20 protein-coding genes are annotated in these 20,726 nt (G+C 53.2%); 10 read left to right on the forward strand and 10 right to left on the reverse strand.

The genetic code is table 11. The features are described 5' to 3' along the window. The 3 genes from FDW95_RS23750 to ghrB all read left to right on the forward strand — a co-directional run. The coding region (locus tag FDW95_RS23750) for a PfkB family carbohydrate kinase (protein ID WP_249359045.1) at positions 1–501 on the forward strand (501 nt) is incomplete at its 5' end. 64 nt (positions 502–565) lie between these two features. Next, positions 566–1,846: an MFS transporter gene (locus tag FDW95_RS11260; protein WP_115257204.1), complete on the forward strand. Its 1,281-nt coding sequence runs from the start codon at positions 566–568 to the stop codon at positions 1,844–1,846. A 22-nt stretch (positions 1,847–1,868) separates the two neighbouring features. Then, on the forward strand, positions 1,869–2,843 hold the full coding sequence (gene ghrB, locus FDW95_RS11265) for a glyoxylate/hydroxypyruvate reductase GhrB (protein ID WP_115257203.1): 975 nt from the start codon (positions 1,869–1,871) through the stop codon (positions 2,841–2,843). Positions 2,844–2,901: 58 nt separating this feature from the next. On the opposite strand, the gene FDW95_RS11270 is transcribed toward ghrB, so the two are convergent. Beyond that, the gene (locus FDW95_RS11270) at positions 2,902–3,612 is read right to left on the reverse strand and encodes a DUF3053 domain-containing protein (protein ID WP_096759146.1); all 711 of its coding nucleotides are present in this window, start codon (positions 3,610–3,612) and stop codon (positions 2,902–2,904) included. Positions 3,613–3,990: 378 nt separating this feature from the next. On the opposite strand from FDW95_RS11270, the gene FDW95_RS11275 reads away from it, so the two are divergent. The 3 genes from FDW95_RS11275 (at position 3,991) to cueP (ending at position 5,501) form a co-directional block, all read left to right on the forward strand. After that, positions 3,991–4,281, forward strand: a complete 291-nt coding sequence (locus tag FDW95_RS11275; RefSeq protein WP_115257202.1) for an HTH-type transcriptional regulator — start codon at positions 3,991–3,993, stop codon at positions 4,279–4,281. A 281-nt stretch (positions 4,282–4,562) separates the two neighbouring features. After that, a complete protein-coding gene (gene cspA, locus FDW95_RS11280) occupies positions 4,563–4,775 on the forward strand; it encodes an RNA chaperone/antiterminator CspA (RefSeq protein ID WP_004126446.1) in 213 nt (70 codons plus the stop codon). A 186-nt stretch (positions 4,776–4,961) separates the two neighbouring features. Then, the gene (cueP, locus tag FDW95_RS11285; protein ID WP_096759144.1) at positions 4,962–5,501 is read left to right on the forward strand and encodes a copper-binding periplasmic metallochaperone CueP; all 540 of its coding nucleotides are present in this window, start codon (positions 4,962–4,964) and stop codon (positions 5,499–5,501) included. 63 nt (positions 5,502–5,564) lie between these two features. Here the strand turns inward: cueP and glyS are convergent, their stop codons facing one another. From glyS to FDW95_RS11300, 3 genes are all read right to left on the reverse strand, one after another. After that, entirely contained in the window at positions 5,565–7,634 is a 2,070-nt protein-coding gene (gene glyS / locus FDW95_RS11290) for a glycine--tRNA ligase subunit beta (RefSeq protein ID WP_115257201.1), read from the reverse strand. A gap of 9 nt (positions 7,635–7,643) precedes the next feature. Next, positions 7,644–8,555: a glycine--tRNA ligase subunit alpha gene (glyQ, locus tag FDW95_RS11295; RefSeq protein WP_001168551.1), complete on the reverse strand. Its 912-nt coding sequence runs from the start codon at positions 8,553–8,555 to the stop codon at positions 7,644–7,646. 95 nt (positions 8,556–8,650) lie between these two features. Further along, on the reverse strand, positions 8,651–8,959 hold the full coding sequence (locus FDW95_RS11300) for a YsaB family lipoprotein (protein ID WP_115257200.1): 309 nt from the start codon (positions 8,957–8,959) through the stop codon (positions 8,651–8,653). 175 nt (positions 8,960–9,134) lie between these two features. Here FDW95_RS11300 and FDW95_RS11305 point away from each other — a divergent pair, with 175 nt between their 5' ends. Next, a complete protein-coding gene (locus FDW95_RS11305) occupies positions 9,135–10,130 on the forward strand; it encodes an acyltransferase (protein WP_115259887.1) in 996 nt (331 codons plus the stop codon). 13 nt (positions 10,131–10,143) lie between these two features. Here the strand turns inward: FDW95_RS11305 and yiaB are convergent, their stop codons facing one another. The 3 genes from yiaB to xylA all read right to left on the reverse strand — a co-directional run bounded on the left by yiaB (position 10,144) and on the right by xylA (position 13,508). Beyond that, the gene (yiaB, locus tag FDW95_RS11310) at positions 10,144–10,491 is read right to left on the reverse strand and encodes an inner membrane protein YiaB (RefSeq protein ID WP_115257199.1); all 348 of its coding nucleotides are present in this window, start codon (positions 10,489–10,491) and stop codon (positions 10,144–10,146) included. Positions 10,492–10,658: 167 nt separating this feature from the next. Further along, positions 10,659–12,113 (reverse strand): xylulokinase, encoded by a 1,455-nt coding sequence (xylB, locus tag FDW95_RS11315; protein WP_115257198.1) that lies wholly within the window; start codon positions 12,111–12,113, stop codon positions 10,659–10,661. 72 nt (positions 12,114–12,185) lie between these two features. After that, positions 12,186–13,508 (reverse strand): xylose isomerase, encoded by a 1,323-nt coding sequence (gene xylA / locus FDW95_RS11320; protein ID WP_096759139.1) that lies wholly within the window; start codon positions 13,506–13,508, stop codon positions 12,186–12,188. 362 nt (positions 13,509–13,870) lie between these two features. Between xylA and xylR the strand changes: the two genes are divergently transcribed. Beyond that, complete coding sequence (gene xylR / locus FDW95_RS11325) at positions 13,871–15,049, forward strand: D-xylose utilization transcriptional activator XylR (protein ID WP_115257197.1); 1,179 nt, start codon at positions 13,871–13,873, stop codon at positions 15,047–15,049. An 85-nt stretch (positions 15,050–15,134) separates the two neighbouring features. Here the strand turns inward: xylR and FDW95_RS11330 are convergent, their stop codons facing one another. After that, a complete protein-coding gene (locus FDW95_RS11330) occupies positions 15,135–15,959 on the reverse strand; it encodes a protein bax (protein ID WP_096759137.1) in 825 nt (274 codons plus the stop codon). A gap of 316 nt (positions 15,960–16,275) precedes the next feature. On the opposite strand from FDW95_RS11330, the gene malS reads away from it, so the two are divergent. Further along, positions 16,276–18,306 carry an alpha-amylase gene (gene malS / locus FDW95_RS11335; RefSeq protein WP_137363504.1) on the forward strand — a complete coding sequence of 677 codons (2,031 nt, stop codon included), beginning with the start codon at positions 16,276–16,278 and terminating at the stop codon, positions 18,304–18,306. Positions 18,307–18,440: 134 nt separating this feature from the next. Further along, entirely contained in the window at positions 18,441–19,733 is a 1,293-nt protein-coding gene (gene avtA / locus FDW95_RS11340) for a valine--pyruvate transaminase (protein ID WP_223240283.1), read from the forward strand. A gap of 36 nt (positions 19,734–19,769) precedes the next feature. On the opposite strand, the gene FDW95_RS11345 is transcribed toward avtA, so the two are convergent. Beyond that, positions 19,770–20,243, reverse strand: a complete 474-nt coding sequence (locus tag FDW95_RS11345; protein WP_115257194.1) for a 4Fe-4S dicluster domain-containing protein — start codon at positions 20,241–20,243, stop codon at positions 19,770–19,772. A 114-nt stretch (positions 20,244–20,357) separates the two neighbouring features. Continuing rightward, the coding region (locus FDW95_RS23755) for a helix-turn-helix domain-containing protein (RefSeq protein WP_249359048.1) at positions 20,358–20,726 on the reverse strand (369 nt) is incomplete at its 5' end.

Raw genomic sequence — 20,726 nt, forward strand, 5'->3', positions numbered from 1 at the left:
TCTTACGAACTGCTGGCCCATACTGCCCGCACCATGAAAGCCCAGGGAAAGACTATCTCGTTCGATCCCAATTTACGCCCGGTGCTGTGGAATAGCGAAGCGGAGATGGTGGAGAAACTCAACCGACTCGCATTCCAGGCCGACTGGGTTCTGCCGGGGTTAAAAGAGGGCATGATTTTGACGGGACAACAGACGCCTGAAGGCATCGCTGACTTTTATCTGCGCCATGGCGTGAAGGCAGTGATTGTTAAAACGGGTGCCGATGGCGCCTGGTATAAGGCAGCCAACGGCGAGCAGGGCTGCGTCGCACCGGTGAAGGTCGACAACGTGGTCGATACCGTCGGTGCGGGTGATGGCTTTGCGGTCGGCGTCATCAGCGCACTGCTGGAAGGGCACTCACTGCATCAGGCGGTGACCCGAGGCAATAAAATTGGCGCCCTGGCCATACAGGTTCAGGGCGACAGTGAAGGATTACCCACACGTGAACAATTAGCGGAATAAACCCCCGGCCCACTCTGTACCCTACATACAGAGGCGGCGTAACAGCATAACCAGAGGGCAGTCTATGAATAGCTCAACCAATGCAGCAAAACGCTGGTGGTACATCATGCCAATCGTGTTCATCACGTACAGCCTGGCGTATCTCGACCGCGCGAACTTCAGCTTCGCCTCCGCCGCAGGCATTAACGAGGATCTTGGCATTACCAAAGGGATCTCTTCCCTGCTGGGTGCCCTGTTTTTCCTCGGCTATTTCTTTTTCCAGATCCCAGGCGCAATTTACGCCGAGCGCCGCAGCGTACGAAAACTCATTTTTATCTGCCTGATCCTGTGGGGCGGGTGCGCCTCGCTGACCGGAATGGTCAGTAACATCCCCATGCTTGCCGCCATCCGTTTTATTCTTGGCGTCGTAGAAGCCGCCGTCATGCCCGCGATGCTGATTTATATCAGCAACTGGTTTACCAAATCCGAGCGTTCACGCGCCAACACCTTCCTGATCCTCGGTAACCCGGTCACCGTGCTGTGGATGTCCGTCGTTTCGGGTTATTTGATTCAGGCGCTCGGCTGGCGTGAAATGTTCATCATCGAAGGCTTTCCGGCCGTCATCTGGGCGTTCTGCTGGTGGGTGCTGGTCAAAGACAAACCTTCCCAGGTGGGCTGGCTGACGGAGTCAGAAAAAAGCGCGCTGCAGGCACAGCTGGAACAAGAGCAGCAGGGAATTAAAGCCGTGCGTAACTATGGTGAGGCTTTCCGCTCACGCAATGTGATCCTGCTGTGTATGCAGTATTTTACCTGGAGTATCGGCGTTTACGGTTTTGTGTTGTGGCTGCCGTCAATTATCCGCAGCGGCGGCGCGAATCTCGGCATGGTGGAAGTGGGCTGGCTTTCATCGGTCCCGTATCTGGCCGCCACCGTCGCGATGATTTTGGCCTCATGGGCTTCCGACAAACTGCAAAACCGTAAGCTGTTTGTCTGGCCGCTGTTACTGATCGCCGCGTGTGCCTTTATCGGATCCTGGGCCGTTGGCGCTGACCACTTCTGGATGTCTTACACCCTGCTGGTGATAGCCGGTGCGGCGATGTACGCCCCGTATGGTCCCTTCTTCGCCATCATTCCTGAAATGCTGCCGCGTAACGTCGCCGGGGGCGCCATGGCGCTGATTAACAGTATGGGCGCGCTGGGGTCATTCTTTGGCTCCTGGTTTGTTGGCTACCTCAATGGCACCACCGGCAGCCCGTCCGCCTCGTACATTTTTATGGGGGTGGCGCTTTTTGTCTCAGTGTGGCTAACTCTGATTGTTAAGCCTGCTAATAATACCTGCATTCCGGTTGGCGCACGCCACGCTTAAATTTTAACTTACGGAGATTCGCATGAAGCCGTCCATTATTCTCTACAAAGCGTTACCTGACGATTTACTGCAGCGCCTGGAAGCACATTTTTCGGTGACTCAAGTCCCTAACCTGCGCCCGGAAACGGTCGCACAGCACGCGCAGGCCTTCGCCAGTGCGGAAGGTCTGCTGGGCTCCAGCGAAACCGTCAATAGCGCCCTGCTGGAGAACATGCCCAGGCTGCGCGCAACCTCAACAATCTCCGTAGGCTATGACAATTTCGACGTCGAGGCGCTTAACGCCCGTAATGTCTTACTGATGCACACCCCAACCGTACTGACCGAAACCGTGGCGGATACGATAATGGCACTGGTGTTAAGCACGGCTCGCCGCGTAGTCGAGGTGGCTGAACGCGTGAAAGTAGGTGAATGGACCAAGAGCATCGGGCCGGATTGGTTCGGCACCGATGTACATCATAAAACGTTGGGGATTGTCGGTATGGGCCGCATCGGCCTCGCACTGGCACAACGCGCCCATTTCGGCTTTGGCATGCCCATTCTCTACAATGCACGCCGCCAGCATAAGGAAGCGGAAGAGCGCTTCAACGCGCGCTACTGCAATCTGGATACGCTATTGCAGGAATCGGATTTTGTCTGTCTGATCCTGCCGCTAACGGATGAGACTCACCATCTGTTTGGCGCCGCGCAGTTCACCAAAATGAAGTCCTCCGCCATTTTCATCAACGCTGGACGTGGCCCGGTCGTGGACGAAACCGCACTGATTGCCGCCCTGCAAAGCGGGGAAATTCATGCCGCCGGTCTGGATGTGTTTGAGCAGGAACCGCTGCCGGTAGACTCTCCGCTGCTGTCGTTACCAAACGTGGTGGCGCTACCGCATATTGGTTCGGCAACCCATGAAACCCGCTACAACATGGCGGCCTGTGCGGTAGATAACTTAATTGATGCACTGCAAGGGAACGTCGAGAAGAACTGTGTGAATCCGCAGGTAGCAGGATAAAAAAATGCCGGGTGGCGCTACTGCGTACCCGGCATTCTGTATATCGCTATTCCCTGAATTACTGGGCTGCGTTCACCGCAGCAGTCCAGGCTTGATTAAATGCCTGATGCTGGGCTGCCAGCGGGCCAATCAGCGTGTTGTACTGGCTTGCCTGTTGTGAGGTCGGGAACTGGATACCGTTCGCCACAAAGCTCACCTGCGTATCCTGCTGCGCGATAAAATCACCCACCTGTACCAGTTGCTGCGTAAAGATTTGCGCGGCAGGAATCAGCGGCTGTAGAGCCTCTGACGGAGCAGTCACGACTTTGCTGTAGACCTGATCAAAGACGGGTTTCAGATCCTCGCTTTGCTTCAGCGCACCACGTGCGGCATCGGCCTGCAGCTTCGCATTCTGCAGCTGTTGCCCTAACACGCCCAGCGCACCATTTGCCTGACGCAGCGGTTCACGCTGGGTCACGTAATCCTGAGGAACACGGATGGCATTTACGCTATCCACAACCGGGCGCAGACCGGAGTCCATCGCCTGATTCACCTGCTGTGAATAACCATAAAGAATCGCGTAATCGGAGACAAACGGGCCAAACTGTTTTTTCTGATCGGCGGTCAGCGTCGGTAAACGCTCTCCGCTACGCATTGCAGTATTCTGCAGGAAATCGACAAACGCTTTGCGTTGATCGCCTTCTTTATCAAAACACCCACTCAGGCCAACTACCATTAAGAGCGCCAAAACAGGCGCAAACCAGCGAGAGCAGGACTTACCTGTCGCCATTTTAATACTCCTTCACCCAAAAATGCGCACAACGACACCCGCGTGCCTGACGATGACAAGGATAGTCCAGGTCAGCCCCGCAAGATACCCTTTCCGCGTAATCTTGTCGGGGAAAATACCCGTTTCGGTGGCCCTGCGTTTTGCTGAACAATGCGCCATCAGCCGAATGGCGTAAAAATTTTGTCATCTTTACAAATGAGTTTGGTCGAGAGGAGATCCCGACCGTTATCAGATCGTTAGCAAACTACAGGTCGGCCACCGCGATCCGCTGAAACGCGCCCACCGCGCGCACCCCACGCCCGGCGTCTTTTTTTGCGACTATTCTTAATGAGCTTCGATGAAATTCACGATCCCGCTGTGTGATTTTAGGAGTCCTCAATGGAATATAAAGATCCTATGCTTGAACTGCTTAGCAGTCTGGAACAGATTGTTTTTAAAGATGTATCGCAGACCGTCACCTTGACGCAAAAAGCCAACCCGTTTACCGAATTTGAACAGCTACGACGAGGGACGGGTTTAAAAACAGATGATTTTGCCCGAGTAATGGGCGTAACGGTTGCGATGGTTCATGAGTGGGAGTCTAAACGCGTAAAGCCTTCCAGTACCGAATTGAAATTGATGCGCCTGATTCAGGCCGACCCGAGATTAAGTAAGCAGTTGATGGATTGATGTTTTTTCTGGTTTTTCTTCAGAACGGTCCTGTAAATGGACCGTTCTACTACCAGCCCCAGCAACAAAAAAGAAAATAGTAGTTGCATCCTCCGGCGTAAAATGAGTTAATGCACTCAACGGTTTGACGTACAGACCATTACAGCAGTTTAGTAAGGCAAGTCCCTTCAAGAGTTATCATTGATACCCTTCGTAGTGAGCATTTTCCTTTACTGTTAAAAAATCTGTAAAGCACGCCATATCGCCGAAAGGCACACTTATTTTTTAAAAGGTAATACACTATGTCCGGTAAAATGACTGGTATCGTAAAATGGTTCAACGCTGATAAAGGCTTCGGTTTCATCACTCCTGACGATGGCTCAAAAGACGTGTTCGTACACTTCTCTGCTATCCAGAACGAAGGCTACAAATCTCTGGACGAAGGTCAGAAAGTTTCCTTCACCATCGAAAGCGGCGCTAAAGGCCCGGCAGCTGGCAACGTAACCAGCCTGTAAGCTTAAAAAGCTCAAAATTCTAGATCCCTGCCAAACGGCGGGGATTTTTTTTATCTGTCTCTCGCAATAATTTCCCCAGCTTTCTTCTTTGCATTACTTTACCCACCGCACCTTTGACCTTTCCCTAAGGGTAAGCTTTATAGTACGTCGGCATGTATTCCACAATTTTCACAAGGAATTGAAGCTATGTCGAAAACCTCACTGTTGCTGTTATTAGGTTTACTCACCACAAGTAGCGTATTCGCTGCTACCCCAGAATCAACCTTTCTGGCGCAACATGGGCTAAGCGGGAAATCCGTTGAGCAAATTGTCGACGCCATTGACCAGTCGCCTCAGAGTCGACCACTGCCCTATTCTGCCTCCATCACCAGCACCGAACTAAAGCTCTCTTCCGGTGAACAGGTTTATACGCTACCGCTTGGTGACAAGTTCTATCTCTCCTTTGCCCCATACGAATGGCAAACTCACCCCTGCTTTAACCACAGCCTTTCTGGCTGCAAGGGAGAAATGCCCGAGAAGACCTTTGATGTCAAAGTGACGGATAGCAAGGGAGACGTGGTGGTGCAGAAAGCAATGACCAGCTACCGCAATGGTTTTATCGGCGTATGGCTACCACGCAATATGGAAGGCACAATTGAAGTGAGCTACAACGGCAAAAAAGCGTCTCACGCCATCAAAACGATGAATGACAGCCAGACCTGTCTGACCGAATTGCAGCTGCGCTAACAGCATAAAAAAATGCCGGATAGGCAATTGCGTATCCGGCATTTTTTACGTCAATACAGACGGTTACTGCAGCAGCGAAATATCCGCCACGCGCAGGAACAGCTCACGCAGTTTTTCGAGCATGGTGAGACGGTTGATACGTAAATCCTTATCTTCCACCATAACCATTACTTTCTCGAAGAACGCATCAACCGGTTCGCGCAGTTCGGCCAGTTCGACCAGCGCTTCCTGATAGCGACCCTCAGCAAACGCAGGCTCCAGCTTGTCACGCAGTACCACAACCTTCATCGCCAGCGTAATTTCTTCCGGCTCTTTCAGCGTTGCTGCATTCACACGGTCGTTCAGCGGCTCTGTCGTTTTCGCGAGGATGTTAGAAACACGTTTGTTGGCTGCAGCCAGCGCAGACGCGGCTTCCAGCGTACGGAAGTGCGAAACCGCCTTCATACGTGCGTCGAAATCAGCCGGACGAGTCGGACGACGCGCCAGCACCGCCTGAATGGTATCAACGGTGTAGCCTTCGTCCTGATACCAGGCACGGAAGCGACCCAGCATAAAGTCGATGACATCATCCACTACGTTCGCGTTGGACAGCTTGTCACCGTACAGACGTACCGCTTCTTCGGTCAGCGTTTGCAGATCGAGGTTCAGGTTCTTCTCAACGATGATACGCAGCACGCCCAGCGCAGCACGACGCAGTGCAAACGGGTCTTTGTCACCTTTTGGATGCTGACCAATACCGAAGATACCCGCCAGGGTGTCCATTTTATCGGCAATGGCTACCGCACAGGCCACCGGGTTAGACGGCAGGTCATCACCGGCAAAGCGTGGCTGATATTGCTCGTTCAGCGCTACCGCTACATCTTCCGCTTCACCATCATGACGTGCGTAGTGCATGCCCATCACGCCCTGGGTGTCGGTGAACTCGAAGACCATATTGGTCATCAGGTCACACTTGGACAGCAGGCCCGCGCGGGTGGCATGGTTGACGTCAGCGCCAATCTGTTCGGCAATCCAGCCCGCCAGCGCCTGAATACGATCGGTCTTGTCGCGCAGGGTACCCAGTTGCTGTTGGAACAGCACGGTTTGCAGACGTGGCAGATGATCTTCCAGGCGTTTTTTGCGGTCAGTATTGAAGAAGAATTCGGCATCCGCCAGACGCGGACGAACCACTTTCTCGTTACCGGAAATAATCTGCATCGGATCTTTCGATTCGATGTTAGCGACGAAGATAAAGTTCGGCAGCAGTTTGCCGTCGTTCGCGTACACCGGGAAGTACTTCTGGTCACCTTTCATGGTGTGAACCAGCGCTTCAGACGGTACCGCGAGGAATTTTTCTTCGAACTTCGCCGTCAGCACCACCGGCCATTCAACCAGAGACGCGACTTCTTCCAGCAGGCTTTCGCTCAGGTCAGCGTTACCGCCAATCTTACGCGCCGCCTCTTCGGCATCGGCCTTGATTTTTGCCTTACGCTCGGCGTAATCGGCAATGACTTTGCCGCGCTGGCGCAGGATTTCAGGATACTGGTCGGCATTGTCGATGGTGAATTCAGGCTCGCCCATAAAGCGGTGGCCGCGGATCACGCGATCGGACTGAATACCCAGAATCGTTGCCGGGATGACTTTGTCGCCCAGCAGCAGCGTGACGGTATGAACCGGGCGCACGAAATGGACGTCAGACGCGCCCCAGCGCATCAGTTTCGGGATCGGCAGCTTAGCCAGTGACGTGGCAATCATGTTTGGCAGCAGCGTTTCTGCGCTTTCGCCTTTCACATGCGCACGATACAGCAGCCATTCACCTTTGTCGGTGGTCAGTCGTTCAGCCTGATCAACGGTGATACCGCAACCGCGCGCCCAACCTTCTGCCGCTTTGCTCGGTTTACCTTCCGCGTCAAACGCCTGGGCAATCGCTGGGCCGCGCTTTTCTACTTCACGGTCAGGTTGCGATTCAGCAAGGGCAGCCACTTTCAGCGCCAGACGACGCGGCGCAGCAAACCACTCTACGTTGCCGTGTGCGAGGCCAGCATTGTCCAGCTCCGCAGTGAAGTTCGCAGCAAAGGACTCAGCCAGGCTGCGCAGTGCTTTTGGTGGCAGCTCTTCAGTGCCAATTTCCACCAGAAAAGTTTTCTCAGACATGGCCGCCTCTTATTTGTCTTTGTTGCACATCGGGAAGCCAAGGGCTTCACGGGAAGCATAGTAAGCTTCTGCCACTGCTTTGGTCAGGGTGCGAATGCGCAGAATATAACGCTGACGCTCGGTGACGGAGATGGCTTTACGCGCATCCAGCAGGTTGAAGCTATGGGCGGCTTTCAGAATACGTTCGTAAGCAGGCAGCGGCAGTGGATTTTCCAGCGCCAGCAGCTGCTGGGCTTCTTTCTCATACTGCTCGAAGCAGGTGAACAGGAAGTCCACGTCAGCGTATTCAAAGTTGTAAGTCGACTGCTCGACTTCGTTCTGATGGAACACATCGCCGTAAGTGGTTTTACCCAGCGGGCCGTCGCTCCAGACCAGGTCGTAAACGCTGTCTACGCCCTGAATGTACATCGCCAGACGTTCCAGACCGTAAGTGATTTCTCCGGTCACAGGCTTACATTCCAGACCACCAACCTGCTGGAAGTAGGTGAACTGCGTCACTTCCATGCCGTTCAGCCACACTTCCCAACCCAGACCCCAGGCACCCAGCGTTGGGTTTTCCCAGTTATCTTCCACGAAACGGATGTCGTGAATGGTTGGATCCATACCCAGCTCTTTCAGCGAACCAAGGTACAGCTCCTGAATGTTGTCCGGGGACGGCTTAATGACGACCTGGAACTGATAGTAATGCTGTAAGCGGTTCGGGTTTTCGCCATAGCGACCGTCGGTCGGACGACGAGAAGGCTGCACATAAGCAGTCGCCATCGGCTCCGGCCCCAGCGCGCGCAGGCAGGTCATTGGGTGAGAAGTACCCGCGCCGACTTCCATGTCCAATGGTTGAACAATGGTGCAGCCCTGGCGAGCCCAGTAATCCTGTAAGGTCAGGATCAAGCCCTGGAAGGTCCTGGTATCAAACTTTTGCATATTATTTCGTGCTGGATACGTGTGGATTTAAAGGAAGCGATCAGTATACCCGCTGGCTGCAAGATATACAGTACGAAACGGGAAAAAGGAGGAACTTAGCGCATGGAAAGGTGCAAAAACTGCCCGTCTGCGTCAAATGAGCAGACAAAACTCTCTTTACGGAAGGTAGAACCACGCATCTCATAGCTGCCCTGGAACTGTTCGAAGCCGGTTACGTCTATTTTCTGCGTCCCGGTGTTATAACGTTCAGCCGCTTCATTTTTGCATAATGCTTCCATATCCAGCGAACGTGAAGAGCTCACTTTGGCCTTTTGCGCTTTCTGAGTCGGTGCCGGCGGCTGTGGGTCCGCGCATCCTGCCAGCAGGAGGGCAGCCATCGCGGGAAAGAAATACTTCATCATCATTTTATTACCCTCTGATTTGCGGGTCAGTCTTATTATTATTACTGTCTGGAAACGGATCCTATTTTGAGAATCTCATCGGACCATCACAAGCTTTAGCGTAAAAACTCAGATTATTCCAGTGAGATACATCCGCGAAATGCCAGTCAGACTTTTTTTAATGGAAACAGAGGAACTGATGCAGCCCAAAATTTTCTGGATTGATAACCTGCGCGGGATAGCCTGTTTAATGGTGGTTATGATCCATACAACCACCTGGTACATCACCAATGCGCACAGCGTCAGCCCGTTAGCCTGGGATCTTGCCAATGTGCTCAATTCAGCTTCACGCGTCAGCGTACCGCTGTTTTTCATGATTTCAGGCTTTCTTTTCTTTGGCGAGCGCAGCGCCCAGCCGCGACATTTTCTCCGTATTGCGCTCTGCGTTCTGTTTTATAGCGCCGTCGCACTGGCCTACATCTCACTGTTCACCTCGATTAACGCCGAGCTGTCTTTGAAAAATCTGCTGCAAAAACCGGTGTTCTATCACCTGTGGTTTTTCTTCGCCATCGCCGTCATCTACCTGGTCTCACCGCTGATTCAAGTGAAAAGTATTAGCGGAAAAATGCTGCTGGCGCTGATGGTGGTGCTTGGCATCGTTGCTAATCCCAACACCGTCTCGCTAAAAATGGGGGGCGTTGAGTGGCTGCCCATCAACCTGTACATCAGCGGCGACACGGTCTATTACATCCTGTACGGCTTGCTGGGCAGGGCAATTGGCATGATGAATACACAAAAACGCGCGCTCACCTGGGTCTGTGCGGCACTGTGCGTCACCGCCGTCTTTGTTATCTCTCGCGGAACCTTATACGAGCTCCGCTGGCGAGGGAATTTCGCCGACACCTGGTATCTCTACTGCGGCCCAGCCGTATTTATTTGCGCAGTCTCGCTGCTGACGCTGGTCAAAAACACCCTTAGCGCACGCACTATCCCCGTACTGGGCCTGATTTCCCGCCACTCACTGGGTATCTATGGCTTCCACGCGCTGATCATTCATGCGCTGCGCACTAACAGTATCGAGCTCAAGAACTGGCCGCCGCTGGATATGCTGTGGATTTTCAGCGCCACGCTGGCGGGCAGCCTGCTACTTTCGGTTCTGCTGCAACGCATCGATACACGCCGACTGGTGAGTTAACACTCACCCGTCGTTACTCTTTTAGCGGGCGCATCAGCATAATTTGCCCCGCTAAACACACGAAGAATGCCATTGGATAGGCGCCCATTTCGATGAGTGACAAGGGAGCGTTCAGCATCCCCAGCAGCAGCAACCCTACTGTTATCAATGCCACCATCTGGCACACACGCGTAAAGTGTTCGTCATTCTGATTACTATTTTCAGCACGCTGGTAAGCGTACGTCACAAACATCCCTGTCATCAGGACACCCAGAAAGTATCCTTTCCCGTTCAATAAGGGACAGGCGCGCCATAAACCAATAACGTAAATGAGTGCACCCGAAAGGAATAATAGCCATGCCATAAACCTCGTAGTCTTCATTGGGATCTCCTTATCCATCACGGATACAATATGAATAACCCACTAAAGACAACACAGAAAAATAGCACTAAGTTATATTTTCAGAATAAATCCATACACGTAAATTATTAATTTAAAAAATACATAGATTATAAAAATCCCCTCCATTTAGCAGAGGGGAAATATGATCATGACATCAGCGGCAGCAATTGCTGATAGAGACGACGGAAGGTTTCGCGACGCTGCAAATAAAGCGCATGGCGATCTGCGTCAGGATAATGCGCCTGTTCCAGCGCCAGTTGAGGCAATAGGTCAGATAATGGCTTATCGGAATTCATCGCAATTTGTGCCAAACGTGCCGCCCCCAACGCAGGACCAACGTCACCACCGGTACGGTAATCCAGCTGCAACCCGCTGATATCAGACAGCATCTGGCGCCAGTACTCGCTGCGCGCCCCGCCGCCAATGAGCGTAATGCTGGCCGGTTTAACACCACAGGCATGCACCACATCCATGCCATCCGCCAGCGCGAATCCCACGCCTTCCAGCACTGCTTTCGCCAGTTCTGCCGGCCCATGCTGATGCGTCAGACCAAAAAAGACGCCTTTCGCCTGCGGATTATTATGCGGCGTACGTTCACCCGACAGGTACGGTAAAAACCAGACGGGTTCAGCCTGCTCATCCGCCTGTTGTGCCGCAGTTATTAGCGCAGGAACGCTGCTCAGCCCGGTTAATTTTGCCGCCCAGTCCAGGCAGGATGCCGCACTGAGCATAACGGACATCAGATGCCATCTTTCAGGTAAAGCATGACAAAAACTGTGTACCGCACTTTCTGGTTTACTGAGGAATCCGTCGCTTACCGCAAAGTAAACACCGGACGTGCCCAGCGAAAGCATCGCCTGACCGGCATTCATCATACCGACGCCAACCGCGCCTGCCGCGTTATCTCCGCCACCCGCAATCACCGGGATCTCGGACATGCCCCAGGCTTGCGCGACCGCAGGCAACAACGTGCCGGTAATCTCGCTGCCTTCAAACAACGCAGGCATATTCGCACGGGTCAGGTGACAGGCAGCCAGCATGACGTCGCTCCAGTCGCGCTTCGCAACGTCCAGCCACATCGTACCGGCGGCATCAGACATATCACTGGCGAATTCCCCGGTCATACGCAAACGCAGGTAATCTTTCGGCAGCAGGACTTTATCAACCTGGCGGAAAATCTCCGGTTCATGGCGCTGAACCCACAGCAATTTGGGTGCCGTAAAACCCGGCATCATCAGATTGCCAGTGATGCCGCGAGACTCTGGAACCTGGTTTTCCAGTATCTCGCACTCTTGTGCGCAGCGTCCGTCATTCCACAGGATCGCCGGGCGCAATACCTTCTGCTGATTATCAAGTAGCGTCGCACCGTGCATTTGACCGGCAATCCCCAGCGCCTTCACCTCACTGAGTGAATGTTGCTGAGCCAGTGCTTTGACGGCGCGATCCGTTGCCAGCCACCACTGTTCAGGATCCTGCTCCGACCATAGCGGATGAGGACGCGAAACCGTGAGCTTCTCCGTCTGCGAGGCCACAACATCACCCTGCTCATTCAGCAGTATGGCCTTTACGCCTGATGTGCCCAGATCTATCCCGATATACATAGGGTATCGTTCCTTAAAGAAATGCCCGGCAGCGCAAAGCTATCCGGGCTGACGAACGTTCTTAACGATCCGTTATTTGTCGAACAAATAATGGTTTACCAGATTTTCCAGCTGTTCCTGATGACCGCTCTGATGCACCGGCGCCAGATTATGTTGTTCAGCGTACTGCGCAATTTCGGTCAGCGTCATCTGGCCCTTCAGAATTTGCTGGCCCAGCTCACCATTCCAACCGGCATAACGTTTTGCAACGCGCTGATCCAGGCCGCCATCTTCAATCATGCGAGCTGCGATTTTCAGCGACAGTGCCATGGTGTCCATCGCCCCAATATGACCATAGAACAGATCGTATTTATCGGTGCTCTGGCGACGCACTTTGGCATCAAAGTTCAGGCCACCCGTGGTGAAACCACCCGCTTTCAGGATTTCGTACATCACCAGCGCATTCTCTTCCACGCTGTTCGGGAACTGGTCAGTATCCCAGCCCAGCTGCGCATCTCCGCGGTTGGCATCGACAGAGCCAAACAGGCCCAGCGCGATTGCGGTGGCGATTTCGTGGTGGAACGAGTGGCCAGCCAGCGTGGCGTGGTTAGCTTCGATATTCAGTTTGATCTCTTTTTCCAGGCCGAACTGTTTCAGGAAGCCGTAAACGGTCGCCGCATCGTAGTCGTACTGATGTTTGGTCGGCTCCTGCGGCTTCGGTTCGATAAGCAAAGTCCCCTGAAAACCGGTTTTGTGTTTGTGCTCAACCACCAGTTGCATGAAACGGCCAATCTGCTCGCGTTCCTGACGCAGATCGGTATTAAGCAGGGTTTCATAGCCTTCACGACCGCCCCACAGAACATAGTTCTCGCCGCCTAATTTATGCGTAGCATCCATGGCAGTCACCACCTGGGTGGCCGCCCAACTGAACACTTCCGGATCCGGGTTGGTAGCCGCACCTGCGCCGTAACGCGGGTTAGTAAAGCAGTTTGCCGTCCCCCACAGCAGCTTCACGCCGCTTTGTTCCTGTTTAGCGCCCAGCACATCAACCATCTGCGCGAAGTTGTTTTTGTACTCTTTCAGCGAAGCACCTTCAGGCGAGACATCTACATCATGGAAGCAGTAGTAAGGCACGTTCAGCTTGTGGAAAAACTCAAACGCCACATCCGCTTTGCGTTTCGCCAGCGCCAGCGCTTCACCGGGTTGCTGCCATGGGCGGTCAAAGGCCCCCATGCCGAACATGTCTGCACCATTCCAGCAGAAAGTGTGCCAATAGCAGGCGGCAAAACGCAGGTGATCTTCCATACGCTTGCCTAACACTTTCTCATCAGGATTGTAATGGCGAAATGCGAGCGGGTTAGTGGATTTTGTCCCTTCAAAACGAACACGGTCGAGTTGGTCAAAATAAGCCTGCATAATAAGCTCCATAATCAGGTAATACGGCAAGTAAACTGCGATATCGCCATACTGGAATTTCCTGATTTATTGCTCAATTACGTTATTTCACACCGCTATTAAGAGAATACCCAAATGTGCGCTGGCTCCCAAAAAAACGCGCTAAATAAAGAAATAAAAAGACGATCGGGATCGAAACCTGATGAATAAACTAAAAACCATAATCCGCGGATAAGATATGACAATTGCCTTCCCGCTTAGGGTATGTGAGTTTTGCGTAGCGCTACGCAAATCAAAAATTTGTCACACATAATCAGGCAGCATTATCCACGGTTTTGGTAGTATCGACAGGCCCATATTCACCCTTTCCAGGACAGGCTCTTATGTTTGATAAACGTCACCGTATCACTCTTTTATTTAATGCCAATAAAGCCTACGACCGCCAGGTGGTTGAGGGCGTGGGTGAATATTTGCAAGCGTCGCAATCTGAATGGGATATATTCATCGAGGAAGATTTTCGCGCGCGTATTGATAATATTAAAGACTGGTTAGGCGACGGTGTTATTGCCGATTATGACGACGATGACATTGCGCAATTACTTGCCGATGTCGATGTCCCCATCGTTGGCGTCGGGGGTTCTTACCATCTTGCTGAACATTATCCACCGGTCCACTACATTGCCACCGATAACCACGCATTGGTTGAAAGCGCCTTTCTGCATTTGAAAGAAAAAGGGGTGAACCGCTTTGCATTTTACGGTCTACCACCTTCCAGCGGCAAACGCTGGGCCGAGGAGCGTGAATATGCCTTTTGCCAACTGGTAGCGAAAGAAAAGTACCGTGGCGTGGTCTATCAGGGCCTGGAAACTGCACCAGAAAACTGGCAACACGCACAAAACAGGTTAGCCGACTGGCTGCAAACTCTGCCGCCGCAAACCGGGATTATCGCCGTCACCGACGCGCGTGCACGGCACGTTTTGCAGGCCTGTGAACATCTGCATATTCCGGTACCGGAGAAACTGTGCGTCATTGGCATTGATAACGAAGAACTGACCCGCTACCTGTCGCGCGTGGCGTTATCATCCGTTGCTCAGGGTGCTCGTCAGATGGGCTATCAGGCCGCAAAACTCCTGCACCGCGTGCTGGCGAACGAAGAGCCGACGCTACAACGCATTCTGGTCCCTCCGGTACGCGTCGTGGAACGTCGTTCAACCGACTACCGTTCACTTACCGATCCGGCCGTTATTCAGGCGATGCACTTCATCCGCAACCATGCCTGTAAGGGCATCAAGGTCGAACAGGTACTGGATTCAGTGGGGATTTCACGGTCGAATCTGGAGAAGCGTTTTAAAGAGGAGGTCGGGGAGACCATTCATGCGGTGATCCATGCCGAAAAGCTGGAGAAAGCGCGCAGCCTGCTGATTTCAACCACGCTTTCCATCAACGAGATTTCACAGATGTGCGGTTATCCGTCTCTGCAGTATTTCTATTCGGTGTTCAAGAAAGAGTACGACACGACGCCAAAAGAATACCGCGATGTGAACAGCGAAGTGCTGATGTGATGTGTTGCCGGATGGCGACTGCGCCTTATCCGGCCGACGAGTCATCGTGTTGGCCGGATAAACGTAGCGCCATCAGGCGCAGGAATTACATATGCGCTGCAATTAAGCGCTGGTTATCCTGGTACATCGCGAACAGATAGTTGTTGTAGCTCTTCCCTTGGGTGGAATACCCCTTCAGCTTATGAATCATCGCCGTGGCGGTGACTTCCTGATCGGTTTTACGCAGCTGAGCGCGTGACTTACGGAAGGAAGAGTATGCCGGATGTGTATTCAGATTAATGACGTAAGCCGTCACTGACTCTTTCACCGAGTCAAACTGAGAGTAGCCTTTCACCTTACCCGGCGCATTGGTGCAACGACCTTTGACACATTTCATGCCAAACAGATTATTGTTGCTACGTGCCAGCTTCGACGTACCCCAGCCGCTTTCTGCCGCAGCCATGGTTGCCACCATACTGGTAGGGATAATATCCACGCGCTCAAGCAGCGTGTTCCACGGAATTTTACGCGTGTTGCCAGACCAGCTCACCTTGTAGCGTTTGGCGATATCTTTCATGCGCGCTCGCTCGCTCGGCGACCAGCGATTCTGGTACTGCTTTGAAATCAGCCAGTTACGTTCAGCAGTAATGGCCGCATTTTGACTAGTAATGTAAGGCATAACCGTCCGGAGAAACGCTTTTTTCCTTGGTGTTCCGGAAGGGTATTTTCGCAAATCAGGAAGTGAACTACTCTTTGCACTATTGCGAGAATACTCTTGTTTACTGCTTACCTGTGTATTACTTGTCTTGGTTGCCTGGGGCTTCTGACTCGTTGTTGCCGTGTGTGTCTTTGCCAGCACCTCACCGGAAAATGCAATGGTGAGTAACATTAGAATCATGGCCCCATATCGTCGAATGGGAGTCAATATCATTAGGTCTCCTGGTCGGATTTATACATTCCAACACCTTATATTTTTCATAAAAATGAGAGATGAATCTCAAATCATAGCAAAAATAGCCGTCAAGAGCACCCAAAGGAATAGTCCAATTCCGAAACTATGTCACGCGCTAACGGTTAAGATTGGTATTAATTCGAAGAAAATGCGGGTGTTATCGCAAAATAATGCCGTTTTTTGCGCACGATCGCTCACCCTCACGTCTCATCCTGGCGGAATCCACCCAAAGGATGAGTCTCCGACCGTAATTCGCTGGCAAACTGGCTAAAATCGCAGCATTCAGGACAGCGTTATGAAACTTGCCGCCTTTGCGCTGGCGCTTATGCCAGGCATCACCATCGCCTCGTCATGGACTTCTCAAGGGTTCCCCACCTTCGAAGTGGAGGGTACGGGTAAGTTTGTCAGCCATGCAACGTTGACGAAGGGTACCCGTCCTTTAATACTAAATTTTGACCAACAGTGCTGGCAGCCTGCCGAAACCATTAAACTCAACCAGATGCTGTCGCTAAAACCTTGCACAGGCGAGCCACCACAGTGGCGTTTATTCAAAGACGGTAGTTACACGCTGGAAGTGGATACCCGCTCCGGAACGCCTACGTTGATGCTGTCACTAGCATCCGCCGTTGAGCCGGTGAGCAACCTGATTCGCCAGTGTCCGAAATGGGATGGCTCACCGCTGACGCTGGATGTGAGTCAGACTTTCCCTGAAGGTGCCGTGGTACGTGATTACTACAGCCAGCAGACGGCAATGGTTAAGCACGGTCAAATCACCCTCCAACCCGCAGCCAGTAGCAACGGGCTATTACTGCTTGAACGCGCAGAAACGGACGCCCCTGCCCCCTTCGACTGGCATAACGCCACAGTGTATTTCGTACTGACGGATCGCTTTCAAAACGGCGATCCGACCAATGACCACAGCTACGGTCGCCACAACGACGGCATGCAGGAGATTGGGACGTTTCACGGTGGCGATTTACGTGGCCTCACCGGCAAACTCGACTATCTGCAACAGTTAGGCGTTAACGCCCTGTGGATCAGCGCTCCGTTTGAGCAGATTCACGGCTGGGTAGGTGGTGGCACCAAAGGGGATTTCCCCCACTACGCCTATCACGGTTATTACACGCAAGACTGGACCACGCTTGATGCCAATATGGGCAACAAGGCCGATCTGCGTGCGCTGGTCGATGGCGCTCACCAGCGCGGTATCCGCATTCTGTTCGATGTGGTGATGAACCATGCCGGTTACGCGACGCTGGCCGATATGCAGGCTTATCAGTTTGGCGCGTTATATTTATCGGGCGATGAATTGAAACATACGCTCGGTGAACACTGGACGGACTGGAAGCCCGCCGCCGGACAGAGCTGGCACAGCTTTAATGATTACATCAATTTCAGTGATAAAGCCGCCTGGGAAAAATGGTGGGGGAAAAATTGGATCCGTACCGACATCGGCGACTACGACAGCCCCGGTTTTGACGACCTGACGATGTCGCTGGCCTTCCTGCCCGATCTGAAAACCGAGTCCAACACGCCTTCCGGGCTACCGGTGTTTTACAGCAACAAACCGGATACCCACGCCAAAGCCATTGCGGGCTACGCGCCACGAGATTATCTGACCCACTGGCTCAGTCAGTGGGTGCGCGACTACGGGATTGACGGGTTTCGAGTCGATACCGCCAAGCACGTCGAACTTCCCGCCTGGCAGCAGTTGAAAACCCAGGCCAGCGCAGCGCTGGCCGAATGGAAGAAAGCCAACCCGGACAAAGCGCTGGATGATAAACCCTTCTGGATGACCGGCGAAGCCTGGGGTCACGGCGTTATGCGCAGTGAGTATTACCGCCACGGCTTTGATGCGATGATCAATTTTGATTATCAAGAGCAGGCGGCCAGCGCCGTCGACTGCCTGGCCAATATGGATCTCACCTGGCAGCAGATGGCGGATAAATTGCAGGATTTTAACGTCCTGAGCTATCTCTCATCGCACGACACGCGCCTGTTCCGCGAAGGTGGAGATAAAGCCGCCGAGCTGTTGCTACTGGCACCGGGCGCGGTGCAGCTGTTTTACGGTGACGAATCCGCGCGTCCTTTCGGCCCGACCGGCTCAGACCCTTTACAAGGCACGCGATCCGATATGAACTGGCAGGATGTCAGCGGTAAATCGGCCGCCAGCGTCGCACACTGGCAGAAAATCAGCCAGTTCAGGGCCAGACATGCCGCCATCGGCGCTGGTAAACAAACCACGCTGACGTTGAAACAAGGATACGGATTTTCCCGCGAGCACGGTGACGACAAAGTGATGGTCATTTGGGCAGGTCAGCCCTAATCCCCCCTGGCTTCTCGTACCCGGTGGGGCGAGAAGCGTTATGCAAAATAAAACACCACCCTGTTACAAATGTGTAGCACAAAACGTCAATTTAGTCTCACAGGCCTGATTTGCACCCCGCCATAGGTAGCGCTATGGTTAGCCACTTTATTACTCAGCTCGACAGACCACCTGCTATGACATTCTCACTTTTTGGCGACAAATTTACCCGCCATTCAGGCATCACCCGCCTGATGGAGGACCTCAACGACGGTTTACGTACGCCCGGCGCGATCATGCTTGGCGGCGGTAACCCGGCGCAAATCCCACAGATGCAGGAGTACTTCCAGTCTCTGCTAGCCGAGATGCTGGAAAACGGCAAAGTCACTGATGCGCTTTGTAATTATGACGGTCCACAAGGGAAAACCGAGCTACTGGCCGAACTGGCCACGCTGCTGCGCGAGAAGCTGGGCTGGGATATCGAACCACAAAATATTGCACTGACAAATGGCAGTCAGAGCGCGTTTTTCTACTTATTCAATCTTTTCGCCGGACGTCGCGCCGACGGGACCACCCGAAAAGTCCTGTTCCCACTGGCACCGGAATACATTGGCTATGCCGATTCCGGGCTGGAAGAGGAGCTCTTCGTCTCTGCACGCCCGAATATCGAGCTGCTGCCGGAAGGTCAGTTTAAGTATCACGTTGACTTTGAACACCTGCACATTGGCGAAGAGACCGGCATGATTTGCGTGTCGCGCCCCACCAACCCGACAGGCAATGTGATTACTGACGAAGAGTTATTGAAGCTGGACCGTCTCGCCAATCAGCACGGTATTCCGCTGGTCATTGATAATGCCTATGGCGTCCCGTTCCCCGGCATTATCTTTAGCGAAGCCCGTCCGCTGTGGAACCCCAACATTGTACTGTGCATGAGCCTTTCCAAGCTCGGGCTGCCGGGCTCGCGCTGCGGTATTATTATCGCCAATGAAAAAATCATCACCGCGATCACCAACATGAACGGCATCATCAGCCTTGCCCCTGGCGGTATGGGTCCGGCTATCATGTGCGAGATGATTAAACGCAACGATCTCCTGCGCCTGTCGGAGACCGTGATCAAGCCGTTTTATTATCAGCGCGTTCAGGAGACCGTGGCGATCATTCGCCGTTACTTATCCGAAGAGCGCTGCCTGATCCATAAACCAGAAGGGGCGATTTTCCTGTGGCTGTGGTTCAAGGACTTGCCTATCACCACCGAGCTGCTGTATCAGCGCCTGAAAGCACGCGGCGTGTTGATGGTTCCCGGTGATTACTTCTTCCCGGGGCTGGACAAGCCGTGGCCGCACACCCACCAGTGCATGCGGATGAACTACGTTCCGGAGCCGGAGAAAATCGAGGCTGGCGTGAAGATTCTGGCTGAAGAGATAGAACGCGCCTGGCGTGAAGGCTGATGGCAAACCCGACCGCCTAACCGGTCGGGTCACGCATTACAACGGCTGTGAACGCAAACGCTGCTGCTGAATTTTTGCGGCGTCAACGCATTGCAACGCACGGGTCGGGCAGGATTCTACACACGCCGGGCCCGTTTCACGATGCCAGCACAAATCACATTTAACCGCCTGCACCCGCGAGCGCTGTGCAACCACATTCATGGCCCCAAACGGACAGGCCAGCATACAGCTCTTACAGCCAATGCAGCGTGCCTGTTCCACGAAGATATGCCCATGTTCGCGGCGAATAGCGGTGGTCGGGCAGGCATTCGCACAAGGTGCGTCTTCGCATTGATGACACGTTACCGCCGTGGTAAACGCGTCGTCTTTAATCACCCGAATACGCGGGATAAATGCCCCGGAGGAGACCGTCTCACACGTCTGGTTTTCCTGATGCGCGACGACGCAGGCCACTTCGCAGGTTCGACATCCAATGCATTTCGCCGCATCCGCCATAATAAACCCGTTCATTGCCTTCTCCGTCGCCGTTAAAACCACAGAGTGCCAGAGAGCGGGCCCCCACCGCTTTGATCGGACAGGGGAAACGGTGGAATTTTGTCAGGTGTGTGAGCCAGGCAGGGGCAACTACGCCGAATTAATATGCTCTTTGCAGTAACGGCGCTTCCACGCCGCCGGGGTCAGGCTGGTGTGCGTACGGAAAATTTTGCGAAAATACCCCACGTCGTTAAATCCACATTTAAACGCCACCTCGGTCAGCGACAGCGAATCACTGATCAACAGCTTTTCTGCCGCCCTCACCCGCTGGCGATGCAGCGCTTCGGTTAACGTCAGCCGAAAAACACCCCGGAATACACGCCCCAGATAGTCTGCATTGCAATGCAGTTCTTTCGCCAGCAATGAGGCTGATAGGGGTAAATGGAACTGCGTATGTATCATTTGCTGCGCTTTCCACGCCAGCGCATTACCGGGCGTATCGGCAGGTTGTTCGCTGGC

The sequence above is a fragment of the Citrobacter sp. wls718 genome (genome assembly GCF_005280945.1).
GTDB classification, from domain to species: domain Bacteria; phylum Pseudomonadota; class Gammaproteobacteria; order Enterobacterales; family Enterobacteriaceae; genus Citrobacter; species Citrobacter gillenii.

What these genes read in the sequence shown, in the direction of transcription:
- FDW95_RS11345 (WP_115257194.1), bottom strand. Translation starts at nt 20,243, where the DNA reads ATGAACGGGTTTATTATGGCGGATGCGGCGAAATGCATTGGATGTCGA.
- FDW95_RS11305 (WP_115259887.1), top strand. Translation starts at nt 9,135, where the DNA reads ATGCAGCCCAAAATTTTCTGGATTGATAACCTGCGCGGGATAGCCTGT.
- malS (WP_137363504.1), top strand. Translation starts at nt 16,276, where the DNA reads ATGAAACTTGCCGCCTTTGCGCTGGCGCTTATGCCAGGCATCACCATC.
- glyQ (WP_001168551.1), bottom strand. Translation starts at nt 8,555, where the DNA reads ATGCAAAAGTTTGATACCAGGACCTTCCAGGGCTTGATCCTGACCTTA.
- glyS (WP_115257201.1), bottom strand. Translation starts at nt 7,634, where the DNA reads ATGTCTGAGAAAACTTTTCTGGTGGAAATTGGCACTGAAGAGCTGCCA.
- FDW95_RS11270 (WP_096759146.1), bottom strand. Translation starts at nt 3,612, where the DNA reads ATGGCGACAGGTAAGTCCTGCTCTCGCTGGTTTGCGCCTGTTTTGGCG.
- xylR (WP_115257197.1), top strand. Translation starts at nt 13,871, where the DNA reads ATGTTTGATAAACGTCACCGTATCACTCTTTTATTTAATGCCAATAAA.
- cueP (WP_096759144.1), top strand. Translation starts at nt 4,962, where the DNA reads ATGTCGAAAACCTCACTGTTGCTGTTATTAGGTTTACTCACCACAAGT.
- FDW95_RS11330 (WP_096759137.1), bottom strand. Translation starts at nt 15,959, where the DNA reads ATGATATTGACTCCCATTCGACGATATGGGGCCATGATTCTAATGTTA.
- avtA (WP_223240283.1), top strand. Translation starts at nt 18,441, where the DNA reads ATGGTTAGCCACTTTATTACTCAGCTCGACAGACCACCTGCTATGACA.
- xylB (WP_115257198.1), bottom strand. Translation starts at nt 12,113, where the DNA reads ATGTATATCGGGATAGATCTGGGCACATCAGGCGTAAAGGCCATACTG.
- xylA (WP_096759139.1), bottom strand. Translation starts at nt 13,508, where the DNA reads ATGCAGGCTTATTTTGACCAACTCGACCGTGTTCGTTTTGAAGGGACA.
- cspA (WP_004126446.1), top strand. Translation starts at nt 4,563, where the DNA reads ATGTCCGGTAAAATGACTGGTATCGTAAAATGGTTCAACGCTGATAAA.
- FDW95_RS11260 (WP_115257204.1), top strand. Translation starts at nt 566, where the DNA reads ATGAATAGCTCAACCAATGCAGCAAAACGCTGGTGGTACATCATGCCA.
- FDW95_RS11300 (WP_115257200.1), bottom strand. Translation starts at nt 8,959, where the DNA reads ATGATGATGAAGTATTTCTTTCCCGCGATGGCTGCCCTCCTGCTGGCA.
- FDW95_RS11275 (WP_115257202.1), top strand. Translation starts at nt 3,991, where the DNA reads ATGGAATATAAAGATCCTATGCTTGAACTGCTTAGCAGTCTGGAACAG.
- ghrB (WP_115257203.1), top strand. Translation starts at nt 1,869, where the DNA reads ATGAAGCCGTCCATTATTCTCTACAAAGCGTTACCTGACGATTTACTG.
- yiaB (WP_115257199.1), bottom strand. Translation starts at nt 10,491, where the DNA reads ATGAAGACTACGAGGTTTATGGCATGGCTATTATTCCTTTCGGGTGCA.